The organism is Alteromonas sp. G4i35 (assembly GCF_054960375.1).
The window spans coordinates 114,836-135,015 of the sequence record NZ_JBHNZD010000003.1 but is presented as its reverse complement, the minus strand read 5'-3'; the positions used below and the strand labels follow the sequence as shown (position 1 = coordinate 135,015).

Genomic DNA, 20,180 nt, shown 5'->3' with positions numbered 1-20,180 from the left:
ACTACAATAACCAATACTTACCCCTTACGTAAACGTAAAGGTAAATTATTATTTAAAAACATTGAGGGTTAACGTAAATATTTTGTGACGAGAAATGCTATTTCTTTATAGATTCCAGCACGAAGCAGAAAAAAGTTATCCTTTTTAATAATGCACTTTTATCTCGCCGCTGATAAGCTAGGTTGATGTAAGTAAACCTTGTTTGGTCGCCGTGGAATTCAGAATAGCTATAGTAGAAGACAATGCTACTGCTCGGACTGCGCTTCGAGGACATTTAATGTCAATTGCTAACTTATCGGTAAGTAGCTTTGCATCTGGTGTAGAACTGAAAGCGGCACTTAAAAAGCAAAACTTTGAACTCCTGTTAATGGACTATCACCTAGGTCAAGGCAAAACAGGCGTGGAATGGATCCAGAGTTTAAGAGAGGCAGGCTTTATAAGACCTAGCACAGGCATTATTTTCTTAACGTCTGATCGCTCACCGCAAATTATTGGCCGTATAATGGATTTACAGCCTGACGTTTTGCTTATTAAGCCATACACCATTGCTTCACTAACCCGCCAAATTAACCATTACTTAAGTTATCGAGACTTTGTTAAAAACGTATTGCACGCGCTGGATAACAAACAACTTGACCGAGCAATTAGTGTCGTTAGAGCTAAGATCACCGAAGGCATTCCTCCTCGGCTTGTTGCTGAAATTAGAAAGCTTTATGCGCGTCTTCTTTTCGAGAATGGTGATTTGCAACGAGCGTTGAGTATTTATGACGACGTGTTAACCCGCTCTGACAAAGTTCTTTGGGCACAATGGGGAAAAGTAAAGTGCCAGTACGCTTCGGGTCAATGGCCACATTGTAAAAGCCATTTGAGCCAAATGGTTAACTCTAGCTTGGCTCGCGACAAGGCATTTGAATGGCTTGCATCCATATCATTTGAACAAGACTCCTACGATCAAGTAGAAAAATACTTAAATGAAATTAAGTTTAGTGAATTAAGCCTACCAGCTGCAAAGTTAAAAACCATTGCCTATCAAAAGCAGGACAAGGTTGTAGAAGCCATCGATCTCTTACAGAAGAAACGGGCTATGCATCGCAGTGCAAAAGACAGGTTCAATGACTTTACGTTTGAGCTCGCTGAGTTCTATTTGTTTCTTGCAGAAGAGTCGCCTGAAACCAATAGAAAAGAAAGCTTGTCTCAGGCTAGAAAATTAGTAGGCATTGCCGGAAGAAGTCAGGGCGACCCGCAGACTTTACAAAAAAGAGACTACCTTTTGGCTTTCTCGGCTGTGCTGGACGGCGACTTAGAAAAAGCAGCACATTTGCTTGAAAGCGACTACGTCGACAATTACCTTCGTACTGAGCCGTCTATCCTCGTTATTGCCGCAAAAGTACATCACGGTCTTGGAGACGAACGTAAAGCTGGTGAGTTACTCTTGATGGCTAAGCGCAAAAACGCGGAGTTACAAGCTATTTCAGAACAGGTTATGAATGACGAGCTGATTTTTTCGGGTGGAGAAAGGTTAGGTTTAAATCACGAACAGGCCATTTCTATAAACGAGGCCGGCACACAACTCTTTATCGAAGGCTTATTCAACAAGGCAATGAGGCATTTTTATGATGCTTTCCAACTCTCCCCCGATACCGCAGCATTTGGCCTAAACCTTCTTCAGTGCATGATTGAGTCAGACACAGGTGTTTACCGAAAATTTAACGTCAGACAGCTACTCGACAAGATAATGTCACTCCCCTTGAGTGACGTTAACAAGGCCCGTTTGGAACAGCTTACCCTATCTGCTCAAGAACAGGCGCTGTAATGTTTAATTAGCAAATTACTAAAGCAACACCCATAACCTGCGTTATGGATAACAACGCACCGCTTCCAGAACGTCACTGTTTTTCGCTGTTTATTACATCTTATTGTAAAACAGCGGGCCTTTTATTCTTGTTAGTCTGTTAGCGTTATTTTAGTCGGGTAAGTAAACTCGATGTATCCCAACGGCCGCCACCAAGCTTTTGAACATCTGCATAATATTGATCAACAAGTGCCGTAAGCGCCAAAGTCGAACCGTTCTTACGCGCTTCATCCAATGCAATGCTTAAGTCTTTACGCATCCAATCAACAGCAAAACCAAAATCAAAGCTGTTATTTAGCATAGTGCTGGCTCTGTTTTCCATCTGCCACGACTGAGCTGCGCCTTTGCTAATAACATCGACAACCGCATTACAATCAAGCCCAGCACGCTGGCCAAAATGCAATGCTTCGGCCAAGCCTTGTACGATGCCGGCAATACAAATCTGATTCATCATTTTTGCTAGTTGACCGCTGCCACTCTTACCAAGTAACTGACTGTGTCGTGCATAATGTGCCATTACCGGCTCAACCTTGCTGTATACGTCTTCATCGCCGCCCACCATAATGGTCAGCTGCCCATTCTCAGCCCCAGCCTGGCCACCAGAAACTGGTGCATCCAAGAAGCCAACTTGCTTATCTTGGCAGCTTTTATATAGTTCTCTGGCAATATCTGCTGATGCAGTCGTATGATCGACCAGCACACTGCCCGTCTTCATCACTGCTAACGCCTGTGTGCCCACATCTCTTACATCATTGTCGTTACCCACACACATAAATACGATGTCAGCGCCTTCACACGCCTGCGCAACGGTATTGCTAGCACTGACTTTAGCGTCGCCAGTGTTATAGGTTGAAAGCCAATCCTGCGCCTTTTGAGAGGTACGATTATAAACAGTGACCGAATAGCCAGCTTTGCTCAAGTGCCCTGCCATAGGATAGCCCATTACACCCAAGCCCAAAAAACTCACTTTCAAATTACTCATACAAAATATACTCTAGATACTTAACAAAGATGGTTGGATTACCTAAGAGTAACAGACTTAACAACAACAAAAATATAGGAAAATAATTTTGGCGCTCTATGAACACGCTATTACGTTGAACAACGGTGAACAAACTACCCTTGAACAATACAAGGGTAAGGTATTACTTATTGTTAATACGGCAAGCAAATGTGGCTTTACTCCTCAATATGAAGGACTAGAGTCGCTCTATAAAAAATACAACGATAAGGGCTTTGAAATTTTAGGATTTCCCTGCGATCAGTTCGGACATCAAGAGCCAGGTAGCGACGAAGATATTGCGCAATTTTGTAGCCTTAATTTTGGCGTTTCATTCCCATTATTTAAGAAAACAAATGTAAATGGTCCAGATGCCAATCCGCTCTTTGAGGAATTGAAAAACGAAGCCCCCGGTCTTCTTGGCACAAAACGTATAAAATGGAACTTCACTAAGTTCTTAGTTAATGCTCAAGGCAAGGTGCTAAAACGTTATGCACCTACTGTAAAACCAGAAGCCATTGAGAAAGACATCGCTAAGCTTTTATCAGCGAATTAGTACGCTTTGCAGTTTAGATAGCCGCCGGCATGGCGGCAGTGAACGAGCGTTTTGAAATATACCTAATGCGTTAGTGCTCAATACATCCCGCTAGATTTTTTGATCTACATCTATGTAGTTTGAATGTGAATGTGGTAATTTTTTGCCGTCTAAGTGACTTAACTGGGTACTAAAATGAATACCTCTGCACGTAAAAAAGCGCACGATAACCTCAGCGACCAACAACACAAAAACATCGCTTTTTTTAGTACTCGCTCTTATGAACACGCTCTGTTTTCTGAATTGCTGGAAACATTAAACGGTGCTAGTGACAAAACCATCAATGCCACATTTTTTGAACACCCTCTGAACGCTTCAACCGCAGCGAGTTGCAGTGGATTCAGCGATGTTGTTGTATTTGTAAATGACGACATTAATAGGAAAACCATTGAAGTTCTAAAACACTGTGGGGTTAAACATATTGCGCTTCGCTGCGCTGGCTTCAACAATGTTGATGTGGATGCAGCAGCAAAGGCAGGTATCACTGTAAGCCGCGTACCCGCTTATAGCCCTGAAACCGTAGCTGAACATACAATTGCGCTAATCCTTACGTTAAACCGAAAAACACATAAAGCATACAACCGAGTACGCGAAGGCAACTTCAATCTTGGAGGATTGATGGGCTTTACGCTTCACGGTAAAACCGTAGGGGTAATTGGCACAGGAAAGATTGGACAAGTGGTTATTCGCATACTATTGGGGTTTGGATGTCATGTGCTTTGCTTCGATCCGCATCCAAATAGTGATGTAACCGCAATGGGAGCCCATTATGTAACGCTAAATGAACTACTTGAAAAAAGCGTTATAGTTACCCTGCACTGCCCGCTCAACGAACAGAGTCATCATATAATCAATGCTAAGCGTATTGATAAAATGCCTCAAGGCGTCATGCTAATTAATACGTCAAGAGGCGGGCTCGTCGATGACAATGCCATCATTAAAGGGCTTAAGTCGAAAAAAATTGGATATTTAGGGCTAGATGTCTACGAAAGAGAATCCGAACTGTTTTTTAACGATCATTCACAAGACATAATTCAGGATGATATTTTTCAGCGCTTAACTACGTTTCCGAACGTTTTAATAACGGGCCACCAAGGGTTCTTCACGCTCGAAGCCTTAGAGGAAATCGCAAAAATCACGGTCAATAATATTATGACGGGTGAGAACGCGCTCTAAGGCGTCACGACAACTATCTACGTATTAGCGCGCTCGTAACCCTATGTAGTCCGCCACGTAAATATCCCAACAAACTCTTTTTTACTGGCTTTTTCTATTTCTCTTTTTCTAGAATCAGCTGAAAATATTTTCCTAACCAAAGGTAAGGCGCTTGCCTATGATACTGCCGCTCTAGCGCAAGTAAGTCATCAAATTTGCTGCTTTGATGGGTTATATCTCGCATGTAATCATGGAAACAACGAATGCCTGCTTTTTCGATAATTTTGAAACCCAATGATTCACAATGTTCAACCACGCGGGTTGCACTTAACGGCTGTTTTGGATTCAGTCTAACTTGCTTTTTAACTTTCATCCCTTTCGCGATGTAATCAAAGTTTCCGTAGATAGCATTGGCAAACAAATTCGCATCTTGGTTGAAAAAGCTTAGGCTTAAATGGGACCCTGGCTTCATGTTCTTATACATAAAATCGATAGCATCAAAGGGCGCATCCAGCCACTCTAAAACCGCATGGCAAATCACTAAATCAAAACTGTCTAAATCCTCAATCTGCTGCAAATATTGATGCCTAATTGTAATATTTGGTGCATCTGCAAGCAGTGTCTCAGCTTGTTTAAGCACATCCTTCGACGCGTCAGTTAACACAACAGAATGCCCTTTAGAAGCAATATGCGCTGTCATTACACCTGTCCCCCCGCCTATTTCAATAGCGCGAACAGGCGTGGTTAAATAAGGCTCGAGAACATCACATAATAAGGTGTGCCTGAGCTTTCCCTTAGTAGTGCCATATATATTGCTTGAGAATTTTTCTGCAATACCATCGAAGATACGATCGTTATTCATATACTACAGTCATCGCTAAGCAGGATTGTCAATATCAATAAACTCGACAGGCACGTCGAATTGCTGCCCAATGTGCTCTCCTAAGGATTTCACACCGTAGCGTTCAGTAGCATGATGACCAGCAGCAAAAAAAGTTATCCCCATTTCCCTTGCCGTGTGTACAGTTTGTTCAGACACTTCTCCGGTAATAAATGCATCGACGCCCAGTTCAACCGCTTGTTCGATGAACCCTTGTCCACCTCCCGTGCACCAAGCAAGCTTCGATATAGGTTTTGATACAGGCCCCTCAATCAGCACGTCTCTCCCTAGCAACTTCTGTAATTTAACCTGTAACGCTGACCCTTCAATTTCTTCTTCAAAATTTCCGAGCATAACAACGCCAACAGGCTTCACACCGCTCACCGCACTTATATTTTGAATGCCTATTAGCGATGCAAGTTGTCGGTTGTTGCCAAATTCAGGGTGTACATCCAGTGGAAGGTGATAAGCAAACAAATTGATATCATTTGACAGTAGCGCTTGAAGGCGGCGCTTTTTCATGCCCGCAATCACTTGTGACTCACCTTTCCAAAAATAACCATGGTGAACAATTAGCGCATCTGCCTTAGCTTCTATGGCGGCATCAACGAGTGCTTGTGACGCAGTTACACCGGTAACTATCTTCTCAATTTTACTTGCGCCCTCTACCTGTAATCCATTGGGGCAATAATCACTGATCTCGCTAACCCTTAACATTCCATCAAGATAATTTTGTAGTTCTAGGCGGGTAATAGACACAAGTCCTCCGGTTGAAAGTTAGACAAATTGTTCAAAAAACGTTATAAAAAGACGCGAACGTTTAGCATTATACCTGTAATTAGACAATTATGAGTGGTGAGTAGATCCAATTTTAGTTTTGCGACACTTGCTGGCTTGGTCGTTACGCTGGGCGAGTTTTTCTCAGCGTTATAGCAATTACATACGTCGCATAGCGTTCGTCATCTTAACAAAATAAAGAGCAAAAAAGCATGGCAAACTTAGACAAAGACGAAGTGGTAGCAGCATTTACCGAAGCTTATAAAAAGGCGAACGGCAAAGCACCATCTATTGAAAGCAAAAGTGGTTGGTACAGTGTAGATGGCGGTAAGAACGTCCGTTTAGCACAGCTTCAAGAGATGACTGCGTCGTTAGCTTCTGGCTCTACTGACGCCACGAGTGAAAGCGAAGAGAAAAAAGCGCCAAAGAAAGAGGCAAAAGCCGCAGCGAAACCAGCGAAGAAAAAGGCACCTTCATCCAAAAAGTCAGGATTTTCGGTAAAGGATTTCTGGGCAGAAAAGCTCAATGCAGAGGCGCCTGGCGCAACCCTTCCTCGATAATTTTGCATAACCTGATTTAATATCTAGTTTAGCTACTGGTGTAAAAACGCAATAAATGTCGCATACCGTAAGTGTCGTTGAGGCACTTATGTTATGTGACCCCTTCACTATTTATTATGAAATAATAATAGCTTACCACTCTTTCTCAACTGAGTGTTTAACGAGCGCGCTTGAATTATTTGCCTGCTAGCCCTTGGGCTACGAATGGAACTAGGTGCTGGATAACTTCTTTTATATCGACATGCTTGTGAAAGTCAGACTCAGCTATTTCTGTTAGCGCTTGGCTCGACGCCATTGAAAATACAAAACTTCCCATCGCAAAATGCAAGCGCCAGAATAGTTCTTCCTCAGGTAAATCAGGAAGACAACGCCTTATAGCGTCGACAAGTGCACGGATACAATCACCGTAATCATTCATTAAGAACTTACGCAAATGCCCCTGAGTTTCGTTGTAGCCACGTCCTAGCAACTTAACAAACGTAGAAGTACCCTGCTCTGAAATGGTGTTGAGGTTAAGCATAGGAGGGATCAACGAATACAAGAGTTGCTCAACGCCCTTAGCACCTTCCATAGGTGTCAAAGACGCCAAGCAAGACTCTACCTGCGGCATTAGGTGATCAAAGTACCTTTTAAACACGGCTTGAATTAAATTCTTCTTACTGCCGAAGTGATAGTTCACCGACGCCAAATTCACTTCTGCTCTGGCAGTAATCTCGCGCATGGATGTTTGAGTAAACCCGCTTTGAGAAAATAAGTATTCTGCCGCATCTAATATATCGGTTTTAGTATGCCGTGCCATATTCTTTTTATTATCTTTTTGTAGGTTAAAAATTTAACGTATGTCTGTGTTAACAATCGTTTTATCGGTCCTGAATTATCAACACAGACAAATTGTCGCTATTAAAACCAGTGACGCGCTTTGCTCATTGATTTCATAAACACGCGCTCAACAACATTTGCTGCAGACATCCCCAGTTTCTCTGCTACATTTTTCTTCACAGCATACTTAACACTAAATATTTCGCGTGCGGGATAATGAGAAAGAATATAGTCATCTGAGGTTGTGATGTCGTCAATTAAACCAAGCGACTTAGCTTTAATACCTGGCCAATACTCGCCTGTGGCGACTTTATCGATGTCCATATCTGGACGCTGGCTTTGAACGAAGTCTTTGAACAGTACATGAATCTCTTCAATTTCTTCTTTAAATTTCGCGCGGCCTTCATCGTTGTTCTCACCAAATACGGTTAGAGTACGCTTGAATTCACCAGCGGTGTGTTGTTCAAACTCAATATCATTTTTCTTCAATAGTTTATTGAAGTTAGGCAACTGAGCTAAAACGCCTATGCTGCCAATGTAAGCAAATTGAGACGCCAGTAATTTGTCTGCAACACAAGCCATCATGTAACCACCGCTTGCCGCCACTTTATCTACCGCAATCGTTAGTTTAAGACCCTTTTCCTTGATACGCTGAAGTTGAGACGCTGCAAGTCCATAGCCGTGTACAACCCCCCCACCACTTTCAAGTCGAACCAAGACTTCGTCTTCTTTATTTGCGACACATAAGATAGCGGTAATTTCTTCGCGTAAGTGTTCCACTTCATTGGCGTCCATCGAACCTTTAAAGTCGATGACATAAAGACGGGACTTCTCAGACTCTTCGCCTTGTTCTGTGATTTTGGCTTTGTTTTTTGGCTTATTTTTAGCTTTCGCTTCTTTTTTCTGTTCCTTGGCTAATTTCTTTAACGCATTTTTATCTAACAGAACCTGTTTCGCGTAATTTGTAATGTCTTTCAACTGCTCAGAAATAGACACGATCTCAAGTTGCCCTTTCCCATGCTTTTGCTTACTCGCTAAGCCAACAATGGTAGATACAACCACAATAAAAGCGATTACTAGCGTTACTGCCTTGGCAACAAACAAACCGTACTCGTACAAAAACTCCAAACTTTACTCCTAGTAAAATAAAACGGGTAAGCGTCGTTGTTTACCCACAACGTAAATAGCGGCCTTGCTTTGTGAAAAGCAACGCCGCTTTGCTAATTACGTTATAATACCAGTCTCATCTTATTCTGACGATAGGGTAACTTGCTCTATCTTGTTAGCCTCTATCTCCTCGTCAGTAAAGAAGATATCTCTTAGCGTAGGCTGCGTAGAATAAAGCTGAGTTTGGTCTAAGAAGTGTTCACTGCCATACTTGCGAGATTGTGAGTAGGTCAGAATACCCCGTCCCTTGGGGCCTTCATCAGTGAAGTTAATAACCATAGCCCAACTGGTGCCATAGTTAATATGGTAGCCTTCAGCTTCTGCACTCATTATGGTGTTACTATTCACAGGCTCGTAGTTATGACGTGGAAGCAACGTACCGTTCCTGTTGCTTATAACGTCAAACACGTTAAAGCCACCTTCAATATTGTGTGCACCAGCCCATGGTAGTTTGATACCAGACGCCGTGCCATCTGGCAGGCTTCGCTCAACAAACTGAACGTCCCCTAGCGGCGCGTCAAATGCGACACCTGCTTGCTCAATAACTTGTGTTGCTCTTGCCAATTGTTCAAGAGTAACGTCATTTTGCATCAAGCCAGAAGGCGTAGTGACTGGTGATTCTAGTGAAAACGGCGTCTCCCACTGTGGCGCTTGGTTAAACTGGAATGCAAACTCTCTAAACACGTGTGCACCAGTACTTGTAAGGTTCATGGTGCCATCCCAATCCTCCAACGCAGCACAGGCTTGTGAAACATCAACGCTAGTTCCGTCTACATCTACAGGTGTTGAACCTTGCGCGGCGCATAGCGAAAGCAATGAAGGCAAAATATTCTCTGCTAAATAACTTCTGTTATTAAACAGTAAGCCTTCCACTTCGTCTGGCGTAAAGGTTCCGTCACTTCCCGCTTCGTTTCCAATAAACTGTTGACCCATTCTTGAGCGTAGTGTTTGTTGATATTCCACGCTACCAAATAGCGGATTGCTTACAACAATTGGTGAGTTTAAATTCGTTAACCAATAGCTGTCGTTCGAGTTTTGAACTGAATCCGTGCCCTCGTACTTAGGCGCTTCTTCGTATGGAACGGGTCCTTCGAAATCAAACTGCGAAATGTTACCCGGTAATACGGTAAAGCCAGCAGCCGCTTTAGTTTGAATAAGTAACGGGTTTGTGGTTAGTTGCTCAATTGCGGTTTCGGTTAGATTCGGCACGGTTGAATCGTCAATGTAGAAGACTTGACCATCATCAGAGGCAGCCATTGTATTATTGAAAATAACACCGTCGTAATCTTTAAACGCCTGCTTAAACTCGTCCATGGATGTCGCCATATTCATGGCAAGCCAATGGTCTACAATATCGAAGTTAGGCAGATTTGCGTCTTTTATGGCAAAGGCATTATTACCATTCCAATCAAAGTTACCAGGCACTTCAATCATTGGACCGTAGTTGGTGTAATACGCGGTCTTATTAAGCTTAATGGTTTGCCCTCCACCCACTGCGACATCAATTTGAAGTGGCTTTTCATAGATGGTGCGTCTGTTGCCATCAACCATATGGGTAAGGCCAGATTCATCATTTTCGTCGAGGGTCAGCTGATACACAACAAAATGTTCAGCCGTCGAGAAGGTGTGTGTCCATGCAACGTTTTCGTTAAATCCAATATTTACTGCACCAGGCAATCCCATCAACGAGCCACCTGTTACATTCAAGTGTCCGGGTACTTGAGCATGGAAATTCCAAAAGCGTAGGTTTCCTGTGTGAGGAAAATGCGGATTGCCTAAAACCATACCTTTGCCATTGGTCGTTTTATCGCTGCCTAACCCCCAACCATTAGAGCCCATTTCTTGAGGATTTTTTTCAGGCAGACCTACCGTTGGTGAAATCTTAAATGTAGAAGCAACGTCACTTGAGGACGCAGCTGGAGTAGGTAGATAACTCTCACCTTCAGGCGCTGCAATAAACATAGGTCCTAAGAAATTAGCGGCCCCAGGTAATAGCGCCACGCCTAATGAGTACGTTAATAGATCCACACTATCAATTTCAGTGACCCATGGTTGGCCAGCACAGCTTTGATCTTGTTCTTCTACAGGAGTTTCAGCTAAGTACCGGTTGTATCCAGCAGTGTAGCCTTGAAACATTGCACGTGAATTAGCAGACAACCGAGGTAAGTTCTCTTCTGCTAACTCTCTAATACCTAGAGTAAGAAAACCGAAATCGTTAATAAGGTGCTCTGAATCACCGCTACCAGGTACAGTATCTGGACCAAAATACTTAGCTCTCTCAGAGTTATACTTAACAATCTGGTCGGCCAGTACGCAAAGGTTATCGCGTGCAAACGCATAACCCACACCGTAAGCCATACTTTCTAGGTTATCGGCTTTCACATGCGGAACGCCATAGGTGGTCCAGGTAACATCCGCGGACAGTGTACCGTCAGGAGAAAATGCTGGAATTGGTGCTGGTGTTGGTTCGGGTGTCGTAGGCGTTGTGGGCGCTGGTTGTTCTACGTTAGAAAAGTCGTTATCGTTATCGCCGCACGCACCGAGAAGTGCAGTGAGTGATAACGCAATAAGCGTCCGTTTAGCGTTAAAGGTGTTGTCAATCATCTCAAATGTTCCCTAATGATAAATGAAAAAGGTCAACCACTCTTACCGCACGCGTCTTCAAAGCGGTGTTAATTACAGCATAAGTAAAACTGATCCGACCTGAATTCACACTACATTAACAAATGAAAACATTCAAACAACATTATAATTTTTCTACAAAAAAGCCGGCAATAACGCCGGCTTTCTTTCTATAAAATGTAAGCAGTTGTAACGCTGCCCATTGGAGCAAACTACCCTTGGTTAGTTCGCTACAACACTTTCATCAGAAATTGGCAGTACAAGTGCGTCAGACGCAATATAACCCGCCACTTCTTTTTGCATTTCCGTTGTTACCGCTGCGCTCGCCGCAGGGCTTAAGCTAGAAGCATGAGCACCACTATTGAACTGTACAATTCCGCTAATTGGATCTGTACCAGGACCTTGCGTGGTTGTCACTTGCTCTAAGCCAATGGTCGCTGCCAGAGGAAGCTGACCTGACAATGGTAACGCTGTTGAAATTGGAATAACTTGATCCGGAAGGTTCGCGTCGCTGCCATCACCCACTACGGTCATCATATGAACTGGCGTATTGCTACCCAGTGTCTGAGCGTAGTTAGTAGGGTCTCCTGCATCCATTACCGTTTGCGCAGCAAAAGCAAACTCTGCAAATACTGCATTTACTTGGGCAGCCTGCTCAGCAGTAAGATTTTCTTCGAAAATCGCTACCGCTGCGCGAAGTTGTTCTTCGCTCACATCAGTGGTTTCATACAGTTGATTTAGCAAGGCAACAAACTCTTCAGAAGCCTGAGACAGCAACAGACCTTTGATAAGAGGACCAAACGCGGCTGACTCAATTAGGAACTGAGCAACACCGCCCCCTGGAGACTCAAGAGAAGCTTGCTTGACAGCAAACATGCCATCAAGTGCTGCTAAATCGCCGCCCATCGACGTGTTTGCCACTGAAGCAAAATTACCACCAGTGATAGCGCCTAGAGACACACCCATAATCGATACACGTGACATATCAAACTTAACATTTTGCGCTGCTGTGGTATCGACAACTGCGTTTAGTCCTAAACGTAGACCAAGTAAATCTGACACGCTTTGGCGTAGATTGTCCCGAGCCGTAGGCAAGCTGGCAAGGTTCATATAGTGAGTTGCGCTAACCGTAGTCGCGTTCAGTTCATCTGTACCGTCGCCATTAAGGTCAAAACCGCGGCTACCGTGTAATGGTTGGTCGATTGCTACTGACGCAATACCTGCTAGAGACAGAGTACCTGTGATGGCAAGCATATCTTCTTTTTGGCTGGTAATGCCGTGCGCTAGAATAACCACTGGCCAACCGGCTTCAGGCATGCTGATAGGAAAACCTAAAGCACCTGCAATTGCTGGGTCAGGAATAGTAACCTGAACGTCTAACGTTTCTGTTCCCATGTTTCCGCCAGTAGGCTGTGGATATGGGTTGAATTTAGTAATGTTTCTTGCGCTATCTAACATTTCGCCGTTAATACGAACGTCAGCAAGGCCTAGTGAAGAACACATTGCTGCATTAGGACCTGGTTCTGCGTCTGCAAGTAATTCTTGAGGAGCACCAGCTAAAACAATACCACTGTCACAAGCTGCCTTCCAGAAATCATTTACTGGAGCAAGTGGGTTCTCTGCACTTGGAACACCCAAGAAATAAGGCAATGCAATATTACCTTCATAACGTTGAGCTGCACAGAATGGACCGGCTTGCGCTAAAATGCCCGTAGAAACACCAACAGCAAATTCGTTCAGCGCACCCCATTGAGCAGAAAGTTGACCAGACGCCGTACCCGCAAGTCCTGCACAAGTTTCTAACAAGCTGAAATCAGTAGCGTCAATCGCTGCTTGAATGTTATCTGGTAGACCTTGTTTACCCTGCTCTACTGCGCCAGCTACAACAGTAGCGTTTACAAGACCAAGTGCTTCCATGGCATTAGGCGCTGCAGATACATCGCTTACCGTGATTGCAGGTAGTGCAGTTGGAGCGGACGGGTCACCGCCAGCAGCCAGTTGTGCAAAACGGCTAATCATGACCTTCTTGATGGTATCAAGCGAGTTGGCAATAGACTGTGTGGTGAAAGCTGACACGTAAGTAATGTCTTCACGGTCGAAACCCGCACCAAGCACTGGATTAACTAACGAATTAACTAAGCCTTGTAATTGAAGCTGTGCTGCACTTGATAGAGGATTAGTGTCGATGTCTTGTCTTACTGAGTCCCACGTAGTTGAACCCTGAACCGATTTGCCAGAAGAGTCTTTCAAATCAGTGGTCATTACTAACATGTAGCCCTGAGCTGCTTTTAGCGGCTTAAGAGGAACAAAAGTGATTGTGTTGCTATCAGCAAGGCTGAGTACGTAATCAACACCAAAGGTAAGTTGATCGCCAAGCTTACAACCCGCAGAAGGTGTTGTAACCTGCGCACAGTCAGGATCACTTTGGTCAAGACCTAACGTTGCTTCAAAAAGCAACACACCAGAAGATAATGTACTTGCATCAAGCGATGCGCCGGCAGGTGTTTCTACATTGATTAGAAACGGGTGTTGAGTTGACCAACCGTCTAACACGTTGAGTGCATTTTGCGGGTCAGCAAAATCTGTAGGGTCATCGACCGGAATATTCAGTGTGTAATCAAAGAAACCATCATCGCCTGGAAGCATCAGAAGGTCGTTTGGAATGTTCAAGTTCCCATTAGCTGGGTCAAAAACGATTCGTGAAAATGGTGTTTGGACTTCTGTTTCGGCCTGAATGTCGGAAAGGGTTTCATCGGAGCCACCACAGCCTGCTAGACCCAGCGCAAGGGCCACACTGGAACTTAATACGAGTTTTCTCATCTCTACTCCCTACAAGCATTGTTGTTATTCTGTGTCTAAAACTTAACTCTATTAAAAGTAGCTTGGTCTACCCTGTCTTTACAGGCGTAGATGATAGTTTTAAACATGTTAGACCAGTTGTATCTTCCTCAATCTTATTGACTTTGTTGCAACTTTGCAAAGTTTTGTTAACTACTTTTGTTAACTTTTTTTACGTTTGAAGAAATTTTCATTCATTGTTTTACTTGTGAGTCAGGCTGAGTATGATCTGGGGTTTGATTCTTAATTGGGTCTACAGGCCCCAATCATTGCGATATAAATGAACCTTTTGAAGGAAAATGATGAACGATTACAATGCACCAGCGGATTTATTGCGCGATAAAGTTATTCTTATCACCGGGGCTGGCGATGGAATTGGTGCACAAGCCGCAAAAACGTATGCTGCACATGGCGCTATTTGTATTTTATTAGGCCGCACCGTGTCTAAACTTGAAGCTGTGTACGACGACATTGTCGCAGCAGGTGGTCAAGAACCCGCCATTGTTCCTTTAGATATCAAAGGCGCAACGCCCTCTCATTATCAGCAAATGACGCAAACCATTATTGACCAGTTTGGCCGATTAGATGGTGTTCTTCACAATGCGAGTATTTTAGGCCACCTTAGTGCATTTAAAGATATTGATGCGCAAGAATGGCAAGACGTGATGCAAATCAACCTAAATGGCATGGTCTTCATGACACAAGCGCTTATTCCCGCTCTAGAGAAGGCAGAAAGTGCATCGGTAATTTTCACCACCTCTAGCGTAGGCAGAAAAGGTCGCGCATTTTGGGGTACGTACGCCGTATCAAAATTCGCAACAGAAGGCGTTATGCAAACCCTTGCTGATGAATATCGAAATAAGTCACTGCGCTTTAACTGTATTAATCCAGGTGGTACCCGCACACAAATGCGCGCTCAAGCGTTTCCAGCAGAAAACCCTGAAACACTAAAAACACCTGAAGATATTATGCCTATGTATCTTTATCTAATGGGCGAAGACAGTAAGGAAACAACCGGACAGTCACTTGATTGCCAACCAAAGTAATTAACGAAAGCAATGTTCCATTAAACAAAAAAACCGCTTAAGCAGCACTTAAGCGGTTTTTTATTTACAGCGCATAAATGGCTAAAGGCCAGTGCCTACTCGCCCATTTTGGCCCATGTATCTCGTAGACCTACAGTGCGGTTAAAGACCGGCTTGTCGTCTGTGCTGTCTTTATCTACACAGAAGTAGCCAGTGCGTTCAAACTGCCATGCTCCTACTTCAGGAACATTGTCTGCCAATCCTGCTTCTACCCAACCGTGTTTTACTTCCAACGAATCAGGGTTAATCGCATCGGTAAAGTTTTCTTCCGCTGCTGGGTTAGGCACGTTAAACAAGCGGTCGTAAAGCCTAAACTCCGCTGCCTGTGCTGTTGCTGCATCCACCCAATGAATAACACCTTTAACTTTGCGGCCATCAGCCGGATCTTTACCAAGCGTATCAGGGTCATATGTACAGTAAACGGTAGTGACATTACCATTTTCATCTTTTTCCACGCGATTAGCTTTAACCACGTAGGCGTTGCGAAGACGAACTTCTTTATCAAGCACTAAGCGCTTAAACTTCTTGTTCGCCGACTCTCGGAAGTCTTCTGCTTCTATATACACTTCGCGACTGAATCCGATGTTACGCGTACCCATACTTTCATCGTTAGGATGATTTGGCGCAACAAGCGTTTCTGTCTGGCCTTCCTCATAATTTTCGATAACGAGCTTTATTGGATCTAGTACGGCCATTGCGCGAGGAGCATTTGCATTTAGGTCGTCGCGTATGCACGCTTCTAGCATGGACATTTCAACCATGTTGTCCATCTTAGTCACACCAATGCGTTTACAAAACTCAACGATTGAACCCGGTGTGTAGCCACGACGGCGTAAACCCGCAATGGTAGGCATGCGAGGGTCGTCCCAGCCATGTACATGGTTTTCGTCGACTAACTGAATAAGACGACGCTTGCTTAATACCGTATATTCTAGATTAAGACGTGAGAATTCATACTGTCTTGGCGTGCAGTCGATAGAAATGTTTTCGATAACCCAATCATAAAGACGACGGTTATCCTGGAACTCTAGTGTACACAGGGAGTGCGTTATTCCCTCAATGGCGTCTGAGATACAATGTGTAAAATCGTACATTGGATACACGCACCATTTATCACCAGTTTGATGATGGTGAGCATGCTTAACGCGATAAATTACCGGGTCACGCATACACATAAATGGCGATGCCATATCAATTTTCGCACGCAGACTACACTCACCTTCTTTATATTCGCCTGCCGTCATTTTGGCAAACTCACTGAGGTTAGTTTCAACGTCTGTATCGCGATAAGGGCTATTTTGACCAGGCTCTTTAAGTGTGCCACGCATTTCGCGCATAACGTCTTGCGCTGAAAAATCTACATAGGCTAAGCCTTTTTCAATAAGTTCAACGGCGTATGCGTGTAGTTGGTCAAAGTAATTCGATGAATAGCGCGCTTCTCCGTCCCACGTAAATCCAAGCCATTGCACATCTTCCTTAATTGAATTAACGAAGGTAATGTCTTCTTTTGCAGGGTTGGTATCGTCAAAGCGTAAATTGCACGTACCTGTGTAGTCTTGAGCAATACCAAAATTCAAGCAGATAGACTTGGCGTGGCCAATGTGTAAGAAGCCATTCGGCTCTGGTGGAAACCGTGTTTTAATTGCGTCATGTAGACCACTAGACAGGTCTTTATCAATAATCTGACGGATAAAATTGGTCGGACGGTGTTCAGTCTCGGCCATTCGCTTGTTCCCCTTATGCACGTAATATTTCAAAATCTCGCTGAGTATAACACTCTCGCAATTACTTCAACCATGTTTTATTCAAAGAAGCCTGACAAGTGATTGAATTAAGAGCGATCTGCAAATACCTTCTAAAACTAAATGCCGTTATGACTTCCAAAATATAAATAAGCACTGACGAAATCGTAATTTTGCGTGGCATTTGAGCGACTGCGTCTCAAAATGCGCGCGTCATTATAAAAATATGGTAATCTAAATTCGCGACAACAAGGTCGTAGCAGCAAATCATGGTGTTTATGAAAGAAAAAGCAACCTCTTTTGACATTGCCCACTTGGCAGGTGTTTCGCAGTCGACGGTTTCGCGAGCGTTAAATAATAGCCCGCTAGTTAATCAAGAAACTAGAGATCGCGTTCAGCGTATTGCCCGGGAACTCAATTACAAAGTGGATAAAAACGCAAGTAACTTGAGAAAGCAAAAGAGCAGCACAATTGCCCTACTCTTGTTTGAAGATCCTACGTCCGATGATTCGATGATTAATCCGTTCTTCCTAGCGATGCTCGGCAGTATTACTCGCGCGTGTGCGCAAGCAAACTATGATCTGCTTGTGTCCTTCCAAAATTTAGATGATGACTGGCACGCAGAATATGAAGACTCAAATAAGGCTGACGGCATTATTCTATTAGGATATGGCGACTATACTGATTACCAAAACAAAGTCGCGCAACTTGAATCGCAGGGCACCCACTTTGTTCGTTGGGGTGCGCCAGATGAAGCCCACCCAGGGGTTAGTATCGGTTGTGATAACTATCAAGGTGGCCAAAGCATAACGTCACATTTAATTGGCTTGGGTAAAACTTCCTTTGCGTTTATTGGCGACAATGGCGATCACGCCCCTGAATTCAAAGCGCGTTTTAACGGTTATTTTGAAACACTTCATTCTCATGGGCTCGATCAGTCAAGTGTTCAACGCAATGCTATTTCGACTGAGGATGCGGGGTCAGAAGCGGTGAAATCATTGCTGCAAAGTGGCGAACTTCCCCAAGCAATTGTCTGCGCATCAGACCTTATTGCAATGGGCGTGCTTAGAGCGCTGCGCCAGGCAAAAGTGAATGTGCCTGATGATGTAGCCGTGGTTGGCTATGACAATATTGCGGTTTCAGCCTACACCACGCCTTCGCTCACCACTGTTCAGCAAAATACCAAACTGGCGGGAGAGTTATTGGTAAACACCTTATTAAAAGCCATTAACAACGAAGACGTTCAGGATTATTTAATGCCTGCGGATATTATTATTAGGCAGTCATGTGGCAGTGAGTAAGCGTGTGCAAATTACACCCTAGAAACTAAACAAAAAGCCCCGGGCGTTAAACAACCACGGGGCTTTTTTATTGTGCGCTAAACACGTTTTATTGGCGGGCCAACTGATGCTTAATTTGAGCAAGTAATGCGCTGTTACTTACTTGACCTTCGCGCACCCATACCTGAACGCCATTGGGCTTAACCGTTGCGGTTAACGCATCACCGAGTTCTACCGTTTGCGTTTCTCCAGATAATTGTTCCGTCCAGTCGCCCGATTGCATAAAGTCACTAACCGCAAAAGATTGTGCGGCATTACCCTTATTAAGCAATACAAGTGCAGTCTGCTGTGTTTCTGCAGTATCAACAACGCGATAAAACGCCGCTTGATGACCGTCAAGTTCAACGTTGACTTGAACACCGCGCTGCAGTGCTACCGTGTTTTTACGCACATTGGCAATCTTTGTAAGCGCCTGTTGAATAGGATGTGTCTTGGCTTGGTCTAGGCGCTCTTGGCCAACATAGTTACGATTGCCAGCATGTTCCGCCGTACCGCGCATGAAGCCAATTTCAGATCCCATGTATACAACCGGAATACCTCTTACTGTAAACACCCAGTTATGCGCATTAATAAAGCCTTCATCAGTGGCATTAATGCGCGCCATATCGTGGTTATCGTAGAACGTAGTTAATTCATATGGATTGTTATATGGCCCGTGCGTAAGATGAAGCACCGTTTCTAAGTCAGCAAAATCACTCTCTAGCGGCTTTTCAAATACATTCACCATGGCCTTTTGCATAGGAAAGTCTAATACACTGACGCCCCCATTTTTCGGTAACGTATGCTGGGCAATGTTGTTCGCCTCATAGTCAAATGCTTCGCCAAACATAAAAAATTCAGGGTTTTGCTCGCGTATACGATCTGACGCTTCACGCCAAAACGCATGAGGCACATGCCTGATTGTATCTATTCTAAATGCATCAGCACCTTGAGAAATCCAATACAAATAGCTGTTGATGAGATAATCGCGTACGGCGGGGTTTTCGTCATCTAGATTAGAAAGCTTTACTAAATCTGGATAGTTGTGAAAAAAGCTATGAAGCGGGTTGTTTTCAGGGTCAAGCTCTTCAGGTGCCAAGTTTTGATGATCAGCAACCAGATTTCCATCACTGTCATATATTTCCCCGTAGCCGGGTAAGTCCTTTTCCATGGTGAAGCTTGGTGTGCCATGATTTGCCACAATATCAAACACGGACTTAAGGCCATGCTGACGCATTTTCGCCGTATAGTCACTAACGCTTAAATTGGCGCTAACCAAATGCTCGTCAGCTTTATAGAAATTCGTTGCCCAATAGCCGTGATAACCCGTTTTACCACCGTCTTTAAAGGCACCGCCATAAGTAATGGGTTCATCGCCATTAAACGCATAGTCCGGGTTATCGTGGACAGGCGTCATCCATACTGCCGTGAACCCCATTTCTTTAATATAATCGGCGTTGTTTAAGATACCCTGTAAATCACCGCCCATGTAACCCACATAGGCTTTCTTACCTTCAGGACCTTCTAAGGGCAGTTGCCACGTAGGGTGATCGCCTCCCTGCTCTTCATGATTGTTCGAAGGGTCGCCGTCTACAAAGCGATCTGTCACAACAAAGTACACCGCTTCGCTAGCAAATGGCGTAGTGGTACCCACGATAGCGTGGCTGTTTTCTCGTATATCCTTAGATGTAGGAACAGATGTACTCGAGCAGGCTGAGCAAAATAAACCAGCTAACGTTAATGCGATTGTTGTACGATTAAATGACATA

General features: G+C 44.0%; 15 protein-coding genes. 6 read left to right on the top strand and 9 right to left on the bottom strand.

The window, feature by feature from the left end; all coding sequences use genetic code 11:
- Window positions 1-229 precede the first annotated feature (229 nt).
- Window positions 230-1,813 carry a response regulator gene (locus ACFI6L_RS02535; protein ID WP_187446632.1) on the top strand — a complete coding sequence of 528 codons (1,584 nt, stop codon included), beginning with the start codon at window positions 230-232 and terminating at the stop codon, window positions 1,811-1,813.
- 145 nt (window positions 1,814-1,958) lie between these two features.
- Here the strand turns inward: ACFI6L_RS02535 and ACFI6L_RS02530 are convergent, their stop codons facing one another.
- Window positions 1,959-2,834, bottom strand: a complete 876-nt coding sequence (locus tag ACFI6L_RS02530; protein WP_371343130.1) for an NAD(P)-dependent oxidoreductase — start codon at window positions 2,832-2,834, stop codon at window positions 1,959-1,961.
- An 88-nt stretch (window positions 2,835-2,922) separates the two neighbouring features.
- Between ACFI6L_RS02530 and ACFI6L_RS02525 the strand changes: the two genes are divergently transcribed.
- Entirely contained in the window at window positions 2,923-3,408 is a 486-nt protein-coding gene (locus ACFI6L_RS02525; RefSeq protein WP_061094989.1) for a glutathione peroxidase, read from the top strand.
- A 174-nt stretch (window positions 3,409-3,582) separates the two neighbouring features.
- Complete coding sequence (locus ACFI6L_RS02520; protein ID WP_101564596.1) at window positions 3,583-4,623, top strand: 2-hydroxyacid dehydrogenase; 1,041 nt, start codon at window positions 3,583-3,585, stop codon at window positions 4,621-4,623.
- 94 nt (window positions 4,624-4,717) lie between these two features.
- Here ACFI6L_RS02520 and ACFI6L_RS02515 read toward each other — a convergent pair whose 3' ends face one another.
- A complete protein-coding gene (locus tag ACFI6L_RS02515) occupies window positions 4,718-5,464 on the bottom strand; it encodes a methyltransferase (RefSeq protein WP_101564594.1) in 747 nt (248 codons plus the stop codon).
- 15 nt (window positions 5,465-5,479) lie between these two features.
- Window positions 5,480-6,241: a Nif3-like dinuclear metal center hexameric protein gene (locus ACFI6L_RS02510; protein WP_462573369.1), complete on the bottom strand. Its 762-nt coding sequence runs from the start codon at window positions 6,239-6,241 to the stop codon at window positions 5,480-5,482.
- A gap of 230 nt (window positions 6,242-6,471) precedes the next feature.
- Between ACFI6L_RS02510 and ACFI6L_RS02505 the strand changes: the two genes are divergently transcribed.
- A complete protein-coding gene (locus ACFI6L_RS02505) occupies window positions 6,472-6,819 on the top strand; it encodes a hypothetical protein (protein WP_101564591.1) in 348 nt (115 codons plus the stop codon).
- Window positions 6,820-6,994: 175 nt separating this feature from the next.
- On the opposite strand, the gene ACFI6L_RS02500 is transcribed toward ACFI6L_RS02505, so the two are convergent.
- The 4 genes from ACFI6L_RS02500 to ACFI6L_RS02485 all read right to left on the bottom strand — a co-directional run bounded on the left by ACFI6L_RS02500 (window position 6,995) and on the right by ACFI6L_RS02485 (window position 14,247).
- Window positions 6,995-7,618, bottom strand: a complete 624-nt coding sequence (locus tag ACFI6L_RS02500; protein WP_014949468.1) for a TetR/AcrR family transcriptional regulator — start codon at window positions 7,616-7,618, stop codon at window positions 6,995-6,997.
- Between the two features lie 101 nt (window positions 7,619-7,719).
- Window positions 7,720-8,766: a protease SohB gene (sohB, locus tag ACFI6L_RS02495; RefSeq protein WP_462573368.1), complete on the bottom strand. Its 1,047-nt coding sequence runs from the start codon at window positions 8,764-8,766 to the stop codon at window positions 7,720-7,722.
- Window positions 8,767-8,886: 120 nt separating this feature from the next.
- On the bottom strand, window positions 8,887-11,409 hold the full coding sequence (locus ACFI6L_RS02490) for an acylase (RefSeq protein ID WP_462573367.1): 2,523 nt from the start codon (window positions 11,407-11,409) through the stop codon (window positions 8,887-8,889).
- Window positions 11,410-11,649: 240 nt separating this feature from the next.
- Window positions 11,650-14,247, bottom strand: a complete 2,598-nt coding sequence (locus tag ACFI6L_RS02485; RefSeq protein ID WP_462573366.1) for a VolA/Pla-1 family phospholipase — start codon at window positions 14,245-14,247, stop codon at window positions 11,650-11,652.
- 320 nt (window positions 14,248-14,567) lie between these two features.
- Here ACFI6L_RS02485 and ACFI6L_RS02480 point away from each other — a divergent pair, with 320 nt between their 5' ends.
- The gene (locus ACFI6L_RS02480) at window positions 14,568-15,311 is read left to right on the top strand and encodes a YciK family oxidoreductase (RefSeq protein ID WP_462573365.1); all 744 of its coding nucleotides are present in this window, start codon (window positions 14,568-14,570) and stop codon (window positions 15,309-15,311) included.
- Window positions 15,312-15,406: 95 nt separating this feature from the next.
- Here the strand turns inward: ACFI6L_RS02480 and glnS are convergent, their stop codons facing one another.
- Window positions 15,407-17,074: a glutamine--tRNA ligase gene (glnS, locus tag ACFI6L_RS02475; protein WP_039227768.1), complete on the bottom strand. Its 1,668-nt coding sequence runs from the start codon at window positions 17,072-17,074 to the stop codon at window positions 15,407-15,409.
- 296 nt (window positions 17,075-17,370) lie between these two features.
- Here glnS and ACFI6L_RS02470 point away from each other — a divergent pair, with 296 nt between their 5' ends.
- Window positions 17,371-18,393, top strand: coding sequence for a LacI family DNA-binding transcriptional regulator (locus ACFI6L_RS02470; protein ID WP_039227862.1), 1,023 nt, complete (start codon window positions 17,371-17,373; stop codon window positions 18,391-18,393).
- A gap of 88 nt (window positions 18,394-18,481) precedes the next feature.
- On the opposite strand, the gene ACFI6L_RS02465 is transcribed toward ACFI6L_RS02470, so the two are convergent.
- Window positions 18,482-20,179, bottom strand: a complete 1,698-nt coding sequence (locus ACFI6L_RS02465) for an alpha-amylase family glycosyl hydrolase (protein WP_462573364.1) — start codon at window positions 20,177-20,179, stop codon at window positions 18,482-18,484.
- Between the last annotated feature and the right edge of the window lies 1 nt (window position 20,180).

Bases quoted from the DNA above. Each gene is read 5' to 3' on its own strand.
- ACFI6L_RS02505 (WP_101564591.1), top strand. From the start codon at position 6,472: ATGGCAAACTTAGACAAAGACGAAGTGGTAGCAGCATTTACCGAAGCT.
- glnS (WP_039227768.1), bottom strand. From the start codon at position 17,074: ATGGCCGAGACTGAACACCGTCCGACCAATTTTATCCGTCAGATTATT.
- ACFI6L_RS02465 (WP_462573364.1), bottom strand. From the start codon at position 20,179: ATGTCATTTAATCGTACAACAATCGCATTAACGTTAGCTGGTTTATTT.
- ACFI6L_RS02485 (WP_462573366.1), bottom strand. From the start codon at position 14,247: ATGAGAAAACTCGTATTAAGTTCCAGTGTGGCCCTTGCGCTGGGTCTA.
- ACFI6L_RS02470 (WP_039227862.1), top strand. From the start codon at position 17,371: ATGAAAGAAAAAGCAACCTCTTTTGACATTGCCCACTTGGCAGGTGTT.
- ACFI6L_RS02530 (WP_371343130.1), bottom strand. From the start codon at position 2,834: ATGAGTAATTTGAAAGTGAGTTTTTTGGGCTTGGGTGTAATGGGCTAT.
- ACFI6L_RS02490 (WP_462573367.1), bottom strand. From the start codon at position 11,409: ATGATTGACAACACCTTTAACGCTAAACGGACGCTTATTGCGTTATCA.
- ACFI6L_RS02520 (WP_101564596.1), top strand. From the start codon at position 3,583: ATGAATACCTCTGCACGTAAAAAAGCGCACGATAACCTCAGCGACCAA.
- ACFI6L_RS02480 (WP_462573365.1), top strand. From the start codon at position 14,568: ATGAACGATTACAATGCACCAGCGGATTTATTGCGCGATAAAGTTATT.
- ACFI6L_RS02500 (WP_014949468.1), bottom strand. From the start codon at position 7,618: ATGGCACGGCATACTAAAACCGATATATTAGATGCGGCAGAATACTTA.
- ACFI6L_RS02515 (WP_101564594.1), bottom strand. From the start codon at position 5,464: ATGAATAACGATCGTATCTTCGATGGTATTGCAGAAAAATTCTCAAGC.